Source organism: Serratia grimesii (assembly GCF_900186025.1).
GTDB lineage: Bacteria > Pseudomonadota > Gammaproteobacteria > Enterobacterales > Enterobacteriaceae > Serratia > Serratia grimesii.
Window position 1 is genome coordinate 4,506,968 of sequence record NZ_LT883155.1, and the last position, 13,185, is coordinate 4,520,152.

Sequence of the window (13,185 nt, forward strand, 5' to 3'; positions counted from 1 at the left end):
CGCCGCCAGAACGTGAAGAATAAAGAATACAACGGCTTAAGTGCCGATAAATGCGAGGGCAGAGCCCTGCAATATGCCGCCACAGTGGGCCGCGGCAACAACAAAAACGCCCCAAATGCTATTGTTGGCGGTTTCGCCGACCGACACCAACCCAAATACTCTGAAGTGTGGATACCGTCTTATGGAGCAAAACCCGCAGTCACAGCTAAAGCTACTTGTCACCCGTGGTAAGGAGCAAGGCTATCTGACCTATGCTGAGGTCAATGACCATCTGCCGGAAGATATCGTCGACTCCGACCAGATCGAAGACATCATCCAGATGATTAACGACATGGGCATTCAGGTTCTGGAAGAAGCGCCAGACGCCGATGACCTATTACTCGCTGAAAACTCAAACAGCACAGACGAAGATGCGGAAGAAGCTGCCGCTCAAGTGTTGTCGAGCGTTGAGTCTGAGATTGGCCGTACCACCGACCCGGTGCGCATGTACATGCGTGAAATGGGTACCGTTGAACTGCTGACGCGTGAAGGCGAAATCGACATCGCCAAGCGTATTGAAGACGGTATCAACCAGGTTCAGTGCTCTGTTGCCGAATACCCTGAAGCCATCACCTATTTGCTGGAGCAGTACGATCGCGTCGAAGCAGGCGAAGCTCGTCTGTCCGATCTGATCACCGGCTTCGTTGATCCTAATGCGGAAGAGGACATCGCCCCTACCGCTACGCACGTTGGTTCTGAACTGTCGACTGAAGAACAGAACGATGACGAAGAAGAAGACGACGAAGACGACGATGCTGAAGACGACAACAGCATCGATCCGGAACTGGCACGCCAGAAATTCGCCGACCTGCGTGATCAATACGAAGCGACCCGTGTTGTCATCAAAAAGAACGGCCGTAGCCACGCCAGCGCAGCAGAAGAAATCCTGAAGCTGTCTGAAGTGTTCAAGCAGTTCCGCTTGGTGCCAAAACAGTTCGACTTCCTGGTCAACAGCATGCGTACCATGATGGACCGCGTTCGTACTCAAGAACGTATCATCATGAAGCTGTGTGTTGAACAGTGCAAAATGCCGAAGAAAAACTTCGTCACTCTGTTCGCCGGTAACGAAACCAGCAACACCTGGTTCGAAGCAGCACTGGCAATGGCTAAGCCATGGTCAGAGAAGCTGAAAGACGTTTCCGAAGACGTACAGCGCAGCCTGCAAAAACTGCGTCAGATTGAAGAAGAAACCGGCCTGACTATCGAGCAGGTGAAGGATATCAACCGTCGCATGTCTATCGGTGAAGCGAAAGCCCGCCGTGCGAAGAAAGAAATGGTTGAAGCTAACTTGCGTCTGGTTATTTCTATCGCCAAGAAATACACCAACCGTGGTCTACAGTTCCTGGATCTGATCCAGGAAGGTAACATCGGTCTGATGAAAGCCGTAGACAAGTTCGAATACCGTCGTGGTTATAAGTTCTCAACTTACGCCACCTGGTGGATCCGTCAGGCTATCACTCGCTCTATCGCCGACCAGGCGCGTACCATCCGTATTCCGGTGCATATGATTGAGACCATCAACAAGCTCAACCGTATTTCGCGCCAGATGCTGCAAGAGATGGGCCGTGAACCGACGCCGGAAGAGCTGGCTGAACGTATGCTGATGCCGGAAGACAAAATCCGTAAAGTGCTGAAGATCGCTAAAGAGCCGATTTCCATGGAAACGCCAATCGGTGATGATGAAGATTCACATCTGGGCGATTTCATCGAGGATACTACCCTCGAGCTGCCACTGGATTCTGCAACTTCAGAAAGCCTGCGTTCTGCAACGCACGACGTACTGGCTGGCTTGACTGCACGTGAAGCGAAAGTGCTGCGTATGCGTTTCGGTATCGACATGAATACTGACCACACGCTGGAAGAAGTGGGTAAACAGTTTGACGTTACCCGTGAGCGTATTCGTCAGATCGAAGCCAAAGCACTGCGTAAACTGCGTCACCCAAGCCGTTCCGAAGTACTGCGTAGCTTCCTGGACGATTAAGGTTTAGCTGCTTGCAAAAAACCCCGGCATGCCGGGGTTTTTTATTGTCTAAAACATGCTGTTGCCACTGGCCGTTTTTTCCGGCACCGGTTGGGTAACGTCCCAGTGTTCCACGATTTTCCCCGCATCGTTGAGACGGAAAATATCGATAATTGCGGCTGTTTTTCCCTTTTCACGTCCACTGGTTTCCACATGTAATATCACATAGTTACCGTCGACAAATACCTGTTTGATTGCGCTATGAGAACGGGGAAAACGTGTTTTCAACAGTTCGACAAACTTACGGAATCCTTCTACACCATCCTGCGCGTTAGGATTATGTTGTTTGTATTCATCGCCCAAATAGGGCCGCGCCGCCGCAAAATCCTTGTTGTTCAGCCCCTGCTGATAAAACTCCAACACGTTATTTTTATTCTGCACTTCCTTCGGGGTGTTACCTGCCTGAGCAACACCGGCAACCAACAACAGACCAACCACACAGCCTTTGATTATCGATTTCATGCATGAGCTCCAATAAAGATCATTTCAGGGCCAGGTACAGCGCGTGATAGCTCGCTGTAAGTTGTTCCAGCGTGGCACGGTTCAATCCGCTTGGGTTAGGCAATACCCAAACCGCAGTTTTGCCAATGGTCATCTCCTGACGCCCCCAAGACGCGTTACGCACACCAAAGGCACTGCTGAACGCCTGTTTCCCCAGGATAGCCAGTGCACGCGGCTGATAACGCAAAATCTTTTCTTTTAACGCCTCACCACCGCTGAGTAACTCGTCGCGCGTTACTTCACTGGCCGCTACCGTTGGCCGTGCCACCAGCGCAGTGATGCCACAGCCTGTATCTTGCAACTGCTGCCACTGCTCGGGGGCCAATTGACGCTCAGTAAAGCCAGCCTGATGCACCACCTTCCAGAAGCGGTTGCTGCCGTTAGCAAAAGGGTAGCCTTGATGGGCTGAAGAAAGGCCGGGGTTGATGCCGCAAAACACCACCCGCAGGTTGGGTGCCAGGAGTTCCATAGGGTTCGCGCGTCCATTAAAAGGATTTACAGCGGTTATCGCAAAATCCGCCAGTAATTACAACAGGCTATAACTGCGCATAAAAGCAACATACAGATGGTTAACAGTAGACCTGCGCCAAAAGATTACCGTATAATCTCGCCGCTTGGCCCCTTAGCTCAGTTGGTTAGAGCACGCGACTCATAATCGCTTGGTCACTGGTTCAAGTCCAGTAGGGGCCACCAAATTTTAGCTGATATTACAGCATATTAAGCCACTTCTCCTGAAGTGGCTTTTTTGTTTCGTGCCCGCTGAGGCGACAAAATGGCGACGTTCGCATTTTTCAAAACTTCAGATACGATCCAGTAGCCAAATTCAACGTACCGCTACATAATTTGTCCAGACAAGGATTCTATTTTTCCAGGAGGAATAATGACGACGTGCATTCAATGCGACAATCAAGCACTTCAAGACAGTGATTTTTGTGCGGATTGCGAAAACAAAGAATTTAAGAAAATCCGTGGTTGGCTTTTTGTCCCTGCGTTCGGCCTGCTCATTAGCATCATTGGTCATATTGTCGCCATCACCAATACACTCAAGATAGCACTTAACCATTACGACGTTCTGCAGGTGGCACTCAAAGGGATTTTGTTTTTCGAACTATTCAGCTTTATTGGCCTGTTTTTATTGTCTATTTATACCACCAGCCTCTTCTTCCGTAAGAAACGTCAGCTACCCAGATTTTATATTGGTCTGCTGCTAGCTAATATTCTTTTCTTAGCGATAGATCTTTACCTTGGCAATCGTTATTTAGACGTTGCGCTTAACTATGAAGAGTCCCGCCCATTGATCCGAAATATTATCGGAGCTTGTATCTGGATACCTTATTTCTACGTCTCAGTACGCGTTAAACGCACTTTTGTGCACTGAGTCAAAATATTGCCCAAATACGTACAGATCAGCCAGATAATCTCTGGCACGGCAGAAAGCCGTTGCCCAGAGTCTCTGGTTGACTCAAGTAGATTCCCAGCGCCTGCATACGACGCGGGGTTTTAGCGAAAAAGAGCGAGTCGTGTTTTATCGAAAAACACTCGCGTAATCAGGCTTTGCCAGTCTGCCGCTGATGCGCCAATTGTTCGGCACGCAACAGGATGTCCTGCAGATCGTCTTCATCGATATCAAACAGTTCGCCCTGCATCAGCGCCTCGTGCAAGTCGGCGCGGGTAATAGACACCGCATCGATCGGCAGATTGGCTGGCTTGGCCTCGGTCGGTGCCAAAGGGTGCGGGTAGCGTCGCCCTGCCAGGTTATTGAAGATAATCGCCAACAGCGCCAATAAGACTGAGTTCAGCAGTACTGGGTACAACACGAAGCTATAGCCGAGTTGGTGAATACCCGGCCCACCGAGGATCGCAGTCAGTGCGACTGCACCACCGGGCGGATGCAAACAGCGTAGTTTGAACATCAATCCAATCGCCAGCGCGGCTGCGACTCCACAGGCTAACCCGGGATCAGGAATCAACAGACTGGTACTCACCCCCACCGCCGCAGCAGATATATTGCCGCCCACGATCGACCAAGGTTGCGCCAACGGGCTGTTCGGAACACCAAACAACAGCACGGCAGATGCCCCCATAGGTGCGATGAACCATAGGTTCACCTCGCGCAGCACAAAATGACTGATCCAACCTGCGATCATCAACCCCAACCCAGCGCCGACGCTGGAAAGTAAAATCTCTTTTTTACCAACGGCCAGAGGATGCGGCCACAAACGTGCGCATCCCACTTTCAATCTTTCTTTCAACGACATCTTCATGTTACTTCGCACTGCCAAATTCAACTTAATGGCAACAAATATATCACAACGCAGGCTTCTGCCGCTTACCACGCCAAACACGCTAGAAATAACTTTCAGCTAACAGATTGATCTTTAGCCATTCCTCGTCAATTATCAAAGTTCGCGTCCCTTTGCCTTGAGGAAATCCCAATGTCTCAGCCGATTGCCGAACTCTATACCGATGCTGAATTTTTCAGCCCTTATGCCATGTCGGCGTTTATTACGCTGACGGAAAAAGGCATCCCCTTCACCGTGAAACCGGTCGACCTGGCACAGGGGAAAAACCAAGAAGCAGCCTACGCGGCGCTGTCATTGACGCGCCGGGTGCCTACGCTCGTGATCGGCGAGTTTCAGCTTTCGGAATCCTCAGCCATTGATGAATACCTGGATGAGATCCATCCGGCCCACCCGGTGTACCCACGCGATGTCAAACAACGGGCCAAGGCCCGCGAGGTTCAGGCATGGTTACGCAGCGATTTGCAGGCCCTGCGTGCCGAGCGTCCCACCGAGGCCGTGTTCATTAACAGTAAGTTTCCACCGTTGTCCGCCGCTGCGCAGGCTGCCGCCAACAAGCTGATCGCCGTCGTCGAAAAGTTGCTGAGCCACGGCCAGGATAACCTGTTCAGGGAATGGTGCATTGCCGATACCGATCTGGCCTTGATGCTGAATCGGTTGGTGATACACGGTGATGCCGTACCCGAAAGTATTCGCCACTATGCACACAAACAGTGGCAACGCCCTTCGGTACAGGCCTGGTTGGCACTGCCGGAGAAAATAAGCGGGTAATAAAAAATCGGCGGCCACGACGCCGCCGTTCTCAATGACCGAGAAACAACATCACTTCTTGAGGGAAGGCAAGTCACCATCCAGAGGGCAGATAACCTAATAACGAGGCAATGGCATATACCGCGCTTGCCAGATACAGCAACACAATGCTGATCTGCAACAACGGATGAGTGATCCAGCTACACTGCCAACGCGGCGTCTGATCGCCGTGCTTACGCGCACCACGCAAGATTAACATCGGCATAATCGACAAGATCACCCCGCTGAATACCCCAGCGAAATACAGCGCGTTAACGAACGACACCAGCCCGCTGTACGCCAGCACAAACGGTGGCAACACCACCAACATCAACACACCGAAGCGGCGCAGCGGCTGCTCGTCGTTGCCCAGCCTGAACTGGTCAAAAATATTGGTCAGGAAGCTACCACCCAACCCCCAGTAAGACGTCAACATCGCACACAGCGCAAAGATGTTGGCTGAGAAGAAGGCCCACTGCCCCAACGCCTGTCCCCATGAAATGGTTGCCACGTCAGAGATGCCATTTAGCCCACTGAGCGCAATCACCGACATCGGCACCGCTGCCAGCAGCACAAAAGTCACCGCCATGCCGACCATAATTGCCTTGGGCAGTTGCTCTGGTTTGTCCGAGAAACCACGTGCCATTTCCGGCACGATGTATTGCGCAGAGAAGCAAAACACCACCACGTTGAATACCGGCACCATAAAGCGCCAATCACCGTCCAGCAGGTTACGCATCTGGGTGGTATCTTTGAGCAATGTGGCCGCTACCAATGCGGTCAGCATCACCACCATACCGATACTGATAAACTTTTCACCGCGACCAATCGCCTTTAGCCCCAGATACAACACCCCTGCCGCCGGCACGAAAAACAGCAGGCTGCCTATCGCCGGAGAAATACCAAACAGGGATTGCAACAGCTTGCCGCTGCCAGTCATATAGGCAGTCAAAGCTCCAACACTGTTAACACAGACAGAAGCAAACATCAGCCAGGCACCAATACCGCCGACATAACGTTTTGCCAGCCCGCTTAACTGCAAATGAGCACGGGTACGCAGAGTCGACTCGGCGACATACAGCATGGTGACCGTGGTCAAACTCCCCACTAACACCAACCAAAACAACAGGGGTAAAAAGCCAGCCTTGCTTGAGGCATAAGCGATGGACAGTACACCGGCCCCAATGTTGGTGCCGACAATCATCGCCACCCCTTCGAGGAAACTCAGTGATTTGGTGGGTGCAGACGTTCGCACCCCGGCGGCAAGCGCCGGAGAAATATAGGTATTATCAGAAGACATGCAGCATCCTTTGTCTCCCGGCAGCTCGGGCCACCGGGGTAGGTTAGTTTCCCGGTGGTTAACAGCTCACATCGATACACAGGTATTTTAGCTCCAGATATTCTTCAATCCCGTAACGCGATCCTTCACGTCCGAGTCCTGACTGCTTCACGCCGCCAAACGGCGCGACTTCATTGGAAATCAACCCGGTATTGATACCGACCATGCCGTACTCCAGGGCTTCCGGCACTCGCCACTGGCGCGACGCATTCTGCGTGAACACATAGGCGGCCAGGCCGAATTCGGTATCGTTGGCCATGGCGATGGCTTCCGCCTCATCATGGAAACGGAACAACGGCGCTACCGGTCCAAAGGTTTCTTCTTTGGCGAAACGCATTTTTTGCGTCACGCCAGTCACCACCGTCGGTTGGAAGAAGGTACGGCCCAGTGCGTGCGGCTGCCCACCGGTCGCGATCTGCGCGCCTTTGATCAACGCGTCGTCGATGTGGTTCTGCACTTTTTCAACCGCATCCTGGTCGATCAGCGGCCCCTGCGTGGTACCTTCCTGGCTGCCGTCGCCGACCTTCAGTTGCTCAACCGCCACCACCAGTTTGTCCACCAAACGGTCATAGATACCGTCTTGCACGTAGATACGGTTGGCGCAGACACAAGTTTGGCCACTATTGCGGAACTTAGAGGCCATAATGCCCGCTACCGCGGCGTCCAAATTCGCGTCGTCGAATACAATCACCGGTGCATTGCCGCCCAACTCCAGCGACAGCTTCTTAATGGTTGGCGCACACTGCGCCATCAAAATACGGCCGACTTCGGTCGAACCGGTAAAGCTCAGTTTGCGTACCACCGGGCTGTCGCACAGCACTTTGCCCACTTGGGCAGCGTCACCGGTCACCACCTGCAGCACACCAGCAGGAATGCCTGCATCCTGCGCCAGTTTGCCCAACGCCAGCGCAGTCAGCGGCGTTTGCTCGGCCGGTTTAACGATAATGGCGCAGCCTGCCGCCAATGCCGGTGCTACCTTGCGGGTGATCATCGCAGCTGGGAAATTCCACGGTGTGATCGCCGCACAAACGCCGATCGGTTGTTTCACGACGACTAAGCGCTGTGAAGCTAATGGCGCCTGCAATACCGCACCGTCTACCCGTTTGGCTTCTTCGGCGAACCAGGTGATAAACGAGGCCGCATAAGCCACTTCACCACGCGCTTCCGCCAATGATTTCCCTTGTTCAGCCGTCATCAGCTGCGCCAAATCTTCTTGTGCTGCCAGCACCTTGTCGGCCCAGGTCTGCATCAGCGAGGAACGTTGTTTTGCGGTCAGTTGCTTCCAACTTTGCTGCGCCACCTGCGCCGCATTGATTGCCTGTTGGGTCTCTTCGCCGCTGACCAGCGGTATGCTGGCCAGTTCAACACCGGTTGCTGGGTTGATGACCGCTTCGCGTTTTCCACTCAGCGCATCACACCACTCACCATTTATCAGGCACTGACTGCGTAACAGTTCGGGATTATTCAGTTTCATAGCAGCCACTCCTTATTGAGCCAATGCGCGAGAAAGAATGCCCAGCGCTTTGGTGAACTGGTCCTCAGGAATGGTCAGCGGATACAGGAAGCGGATCACATTGCCGTTCACACCACAGCTCAGCAACAGCAGACCTTCTGCCAATGCTTTCTGTTGTACCTGACGGGTAATTTCCGCTGATGGCTTACCGGTCGCCGGATCATTGAACTCCACCGCCACCATCGAACCCTGTGCACGAATATCTGCAATCGCCGGGCTGGTCTGACGCGCCTGCTGCAACACTTCCACCAGATGTTGGCCCAGGCGTTGCGAACGTTGGCACAGCTGTTCTTCTTCAATCACGTCAAGCACTGCCAGTGCAGCCGCTACCGCCAGTGGGTTACCGGCATAGGTGCCGCCCAACCCGCCCGGAGCTGGGGCATCCATCACTTCGGCACGACCCGCCACGGCAGACAGCGGCATGCCACCTGCCAGACTTTTTGCCATGGTGATCAGATCGGGTTTTACGCTGTAATGATCCATTGCAAACAGCTTGCCGGTACGAGCAAAACCGGTCTGCACTTCGTCGGCAATCAGCAAAATACCGTGCTCGTCGCACAAGGTACGTAACGCCTGCATAAACTCGGCGGGTGCGATATTGAAACCGCCTTCCCCCTGCACCGGTTCCAGCACGATAGCGGCGACCTGCTTAGGATCAATATCCGCTTTAAAAATACGTTCCAGGCTGTTCATCGCGTCTTCAGTGGTCACGCCATACAACGCGTTCGGGTACTGCCCGTGGAACACTGAACCCGGGAATGGTCCGAAGCCCAACTTGTAAGGTGCCACTTTTCCGGTCAGCGCCATGGTCATGTAGGTACGTCCGTGGAAACCGCCACCAAAGGTGATCAGCCCCGGACGCCCCGTATGAGCACGCGCAATTTTGACGGCGTTTTCTACCGCTTCAGCACCGGTGGTGAAGAACGCGGTTTTGCATGGACCTTCGATCGGCGCACATTGGTTGATACGTTCCGCCAGCGTTACGTAGCTTTCGTAAGGAACAATTTGGTAAGCGGTATGAGTAAACGCCTTCAGTTGCTTTTCAATCGCGGCGATCACTTTCGGGTGACGGTGCCCGGTATTCAATACGGCAATACCAGAAGCGAAATCGATAACTTCATTGCCTTCGACATCCCACAGCGTGGCGTTTTCTGCACGCTCAGCGTAAAAACCACACATCACACCTACCCCACGCGGAGTGGCATCCTGACGACGTTGATTCAATTCTGCGTTTTTCATGTTGTTCTCTCCAGTCGGTGCCTGTTGTACGTTTCGTTCACATTCGTGAAACAATGACGTTTATTTACACAGGATGTGGCCCTATAATCGAGAGCCAGTTACGATTAATTAAGGGATCCAATTGCGCTCACTGAGTGGTGATCTGTTATTGCAACGTCTTGGCGAACAACCTGAAGATAAGCTGCATAAACGGCTATATAACGCGATCCGCACCAGTATTTTGGACGGCAGCCTGCCGCCCTCCAGCCGGCTGCCTGCCTCACGGGATTTGGCGCAGGAACTCAGCCTTTCTCGTAACACTGTATTAACCGTTTATGAACAACTCCTGGCAGAAGGATATGTTCTGGCTCGTGCCGGAAGTGGCACATTCGTCGCCGAAACCGTACCGGATAGTTGTTTATCCACTACCAGTGCGCCGACGGGCAGTGACGGGGAACAACGACGTATTGAACTGTCAGCGCGCGGTACTACCCTCTTGCACCACGCCAGTGCCAGCCCAAAACAATGGGGCGCGTTTATTCCCGGCGTACCCGACGTTAACGCCTTTCCACACCAGTTATTCAGCAAAATCCAGGCACGCATTAGTCGTCGTCCTGCACCACAGCGACTGACTTACAGCAATCAGGGCGGTAGCCCGGAGCTGCAACATGCTCTGGTGGATTATTTGCGGGTAGCACGCTCGGTCCGCTGTTCTCCGGAGCAAATTCTGATCACAGAGGGTATTCATCAGGCGATAGATCTGGTGACACGCATGTTGTGCAATCCGGGTGACGATGCGTGGATTGAAGAGCCGGGTTACTGGGGGATCCGCAATATCCTGCGGATGAACGACGTGAATATCTGCCCGCTAGAGGTTGATGAAGCTGGTATGGTGCCGCCGGAAAAACCCACTGGCGCACCACGGCTGATTTTCGTTACGCCCTCGCACCAGTATCCGCTGGGCTCCGTGATGAGTCTGGCGCGGCGGCAACGGCTGTTGGCACTCGCACGCAACGGCGGCAGTTGGATTGTTGAAGACGACTACGACAGCGAATTCCGTTTCTCCGGCCAGCCGATACCGGCGCTGCAAGGGCTGGAAGCCGACGCACCGGTAATCTACATCGGCACCTTCAGTAAAACGCTCTACCCCGCGCTAAGGTTGGGATACGTGGTATTGCCAAAACCGTTGATGGCGGCACTGAAAACGGCTCATGCCGAACTGTATCGTGGGGGTCACTTGCTGATCCAAACCGCATTGGCGCAATTTATTCAGGAAGGCCATTACACGGCGCATATCCGCCGCATGCGACTGCTTTACGCTCGACGTCGGGCATTTTTGACCACATTGATCGAACAGCATTTGGGTAAGCAGGCGCTCAGCGAATTCAACAACAACGCCGGGTTGCATCTGATCCTTAATCTGCCAGACGAAGCTGACGATGTGGCGATCGCCGCCGCTGCTAACACACGCGGCGTGCTGGTGCGACCGCTTTCGCGTTATTACATGCTGCCCAACCATCGCCGTGGTCTGTTAATGGGCTTCGCCTGCGTGCCGGAAGAACAGATGGCAGCCGCCTTTGCCCAACTGCTGGAATGCATCAATCCCTGATACAAAAAAGCGGCCCCTAAGGCCGCTCTGCACATTCAATTGACGTTTATCACCAGACTTGAAGTTGCCACTTTCCTTCCTGCCACTGTAAGCGGTGGGTTAATTTTAACGCCTGCAAAAACGCCTCATCATGCGATACCACCAGCATGGCGCCAGGGAAATCGACCAACGCGCGCTCAATCGCCAATGAGGAAGCCAAATCCAGGTGGTTAGTCGGTTCATCCAGCATCAGCAATTGCGCTGGCTCCTGCCGCCACAGCATACAGGCAAGCGCCGCCTTCAAACGCTCTCCCCCACTTAGTGCTGCCAAGGGCAACAGCACACGTTCTGCATGTAGTTGCAACTGCGCCAACTGGCTGCGAACCGTGCCCTCATTGAGCGGCGAATCCTGCAAGCCAAGGTGCTCGACGACCGACAGCGACAGATCGAACTGTGAAAGATTTTGATCGAGGTAAGCCGTTGACAACGGACAGTGGCACCGGCCGGAATCGGCCACCAATTGGCCCACAATCACCTTCAGTAACGTGGATTTACCGCAGCCATTCGGGCCGGTCAGTGCGACGCGCATAGGGCCGTCGAGGCGCAAGTCCAACGGTGGCATAGCAATAAAAGGCAGTTGCAGTTGTTCAAGTACTAACACCTGTTTACCCGCCGCCACGGCACTGCCCGGTAGCGTCAACATCACCGGGTTATCTTCATCTATCCGTTGGTATGCCTCACGCACAGCGGCGTCGAGACTGGTCTTCTGATCATGATGCTGCTTACGCAGCGTACCGAGACTTTCTTTGGCAGCTCCCTTGTAGGCCACACGTTCAAAGGAGGCAATATTCAGCGTATCAACCGTTTTCAGCGTTTGCGCAGAACGCCGCTGGCTGATGTCGTGTTCTTTCTGTTGTCGGGCACGGATGCGACGCCGCTCCTGCCGCGCATGCTCCAACCCGGCACGCGCCGCCTGCTGCTCCAAATCACGCTGACGGCGATAATCATCATAGTTACCCCCGTAGCTGAGCAATGTGTCGGGCGTCAGTTCAACGATGCGCTGCATGCGTGCCAGCAGTTGCCGATCGTGGCTGGCAACCAGCAAACCACCGCGCCAACTTGCTAGTTGCTGATACAGCCAATCACGCCCCCAGGCATCGAGATGGTTGGTCGGTTCGTCCAGCAACAGGAAGTCCGCATCGCCCAGCATCGCGCCACACAATACAGCACGCATGCGTTCTCCGCCGCTCAAATCATGTGCCGGTCGTTGTGGATCGAACGCTGGCAACCCAGCAGCGGTAAAAGCGATCTGTAAACGATCATTCAGATCCCACCGCCCTTCAAGACGATCGATATCTTCCGCTTGCGGCTGCCCCTGCTCAAGACGGGCCAGCGCGGCGAACATCTCACCGTAGCCCAGCAGCTCCGCTAGCGTGGTGTCCGATGAAATTTCTGGCTGCTGTGCCACATAGGCCAATGAAGCATGAGATTCAACATGCCCGCCGCCGGGCTGATCTAGCCCCGCTATCAGGCGCAGCAGTCGAGTTTTGCCGACGCCGTTGCGCCCAACCAGGCCGCAATGCTGTTGATCGAAAGTCAGATCCAATGGGCCGAACAGCGTTTCACCGTCAGCAAACTGGCAGGTCAGTTGGTGTAAAACAAAATGGGGGGACTGCGCAAAATGAGCCATAAGCACTCCTGAATGAAATCAAAACATCCCCACAAAGCACGGATATGTGCAGCGCAGGACAAGATATCAGCAGGTGTGTGTGTTCATTTTCGGTAATGGCTCCGCAGAGAGAAGGAATTTCAACGCGCAAATGCTAACCGATTTGCTGTTCAGTATGCAAACAACAATAAAGATTCATGACATCTATC

11 protein-coding genes and 1 tRNA gene are annotated in these 13,185 nt (G+C 53.6%); 5 read left to right on the forward strand and 7 right to left on the reverse strand.

Annotated features, from left to right (window positions below; genetic code table 11):
* Positions 1-181: 181 nt before the first annotated feature.
* On the forward strand, positions 182-2,020 hold the full coding sequence (gene rpoD, locus SGBXF1_RS21030; RefSeq protein ID WP_037416481.1) for an RNA polymerase sigma factor RpoD: 1,839 nt from the start codon (positions 182-184) through the stop codon (positions 2,018-2,020).
* A gap of 48 nt (positions 2,021-2,068) precedes the next feature.
* On the opposite strand, the gene SGBXF1_RS21035 is transcribed toward rpoD, so the two are convergent.
* Positions 2,069-2,521, reverse strand: coding sequence for a nuclear transport factor 2 family protein (locus tag SGBXF1_RS21035; RefSeq protein ID WP_037416478.1), 453 nt, complete (start codon positions 2,519-2,521; stop codon positions 2,069-2,071).
* A gap of 19 nt (positions 2,522-2,540) precedes the next feature.
* The gene (mug, locus tag SGBXF1_RS21040) at positions 2,541-3,029 is read right to left on the reverse strand and encodes a G/U mismatch-specific DNA glycosylase (protein WP_061807858.1); all 489 of its coding nucleotides are present in this window, start codon (positions 3,027-3,029) and stop codon (positions 2,541-2,543) included.
* A gap of 147 nt (positions 3,030-3,176) precedes the next feature.
* On the opposite strand from mug, the gene SGBXF1_RS21045 reads away from it, so the two are divergent.
* Both SGBXF1_RS21045 and SGBXF1_RS21050 read left to right on the forward strand, forming a co-directional pair.
* A tRNA-Ile gene (locus SGBXF1_RS21045) sits at positions 3,177-3,253 on the forward strand.
* Between the two features lie 187 nt (positions 3,254-3,440).
* Positions 3,441-3,938 carry a DUF2569 domain-containing protein gene (locus tag SGBXF1_RS21050; RefSeq protein ID WP_037416472.1) on the forward strand — a complete coding sequence of 166 codons (498 nt, stop codon included), beginning with the start codon at positions 3,441-3,443 and terminating at the stop codon, positions 3,936-3,938.
* 169 nt (positions 3,939-4,107) lie between these two features.
* On the opposite strand, the gene SGBXF1_RS21055 is transcribed toward SGBXF1_RS21050, so the two are convergent.
* Complete coding sequence (locus SGBXF1_RS21055; RefSeq protein WP_186427500.1) at positions 4,108-4,824, reverse strand: HPP family protein; 717 nt, start codon at positions 4,822-4,824, stop codon at positions 4,108-4,110.
* Positions 4,825-4,995: 171 nt separating this feature from the next.
* Here SGBXF1_RS21055 and yfcF point away from each other — a divergent pair, with 171 nt between their 5' ends.
* The gene (yfcF, locus tag SGBXF1_RS21060; RefSeq protein ID WP_061807856.1) at positions 4,996-5,631 is read left to right on the forward strand and encodes a glutathione transferase; all 636 of its coding nucleotides are present in this window, start codon (positions 4,996-4,998) and stop codon (positions 5,629-5,631) included.
* A gap of 73 nt (positions 5,632-5,704) precedes the next feature.
* On the opposite strand, the gene SGBXF1_RS21065 is transcribed toward yfcF, so the two are convergent.
* The 3 genes from SGBXF1_RS21065 to SGBXF1_RS21075 are packed head-to-tail and all read right to left on the reverse strand — an operon-like array spanning position 5,705 to position 9,740.
* Complete coding sequence (locus tag SGBXF1_RS21065) at positions 5,705-6,949, reverse strand: aromatic amino acid transport family protein (RefSeq protein ID WP_037416463.1); 1,245 nt, start codon at positions 6,947-6,949, stop codon at positions 5,705-5,707.
* Between the two features lie 58 nt (positions 6,950-7,007).
* Positions 7,008-8,462, reverse strand: coding sequence for an NAD-dependent succinate-semialdehyde dehydrogenase (locus SGBXF1_RS21070; RefSeq protein WP_186427501.1), 1,455 nt, complete (start codon positions 8,460-8,462; stop codon positions 7,008-7,010).
* Positions 8,463-8,474: 12 nt separating this feature from the next.
* A complete protein-coding gene (locus SGBXF1_RS21075; protein ID WP_061807854.1) occupies positions 8,475-9,740 on the reverse strand; it encodes a 4-aminobutyrate--2-oxoglutarate transaminase in 1,266 nt (421 codons plus the stop codon).
* Between the two features lie 121 nt (positions 9,741-9,861).
* Between SGBXF1_RS21075 and pdxR the strand changes: the two genes are divergently transcribed.
* Positions 9,862-11,328, forward strand: a complete 1,467-nt coding sequence (gene pdxR, locus SGBXF1_RS21080) for a MocR-like pyridoxine biosynthesis transcription factor PdxR (RefSeq protein WP_186427502.1) — start codon at positions 9,862-9,864, stop codon at positions 11,326-11,328.
* Positions 11,329-11,377: 49 nt separating this feature from the next.
* Here pdxR and SGBXF1_RS21085 read toward each other — a convergent pair whose 3' ends face one another.
* Positions 11,378-12,997: an ABC-F family ATP-binding cassette domain-containing protein gene (locus SGBXF1_RS21085; protein ID WP_186427503.1), complete on the reverse strand. Its 1,620-nt coding sequence runs from the start codon at positions 12,995-12,997 to the stop codon at positions 11,378-11,380.
* Positions 12,998-13,185 lie beyond the last annotated feature (188 nt).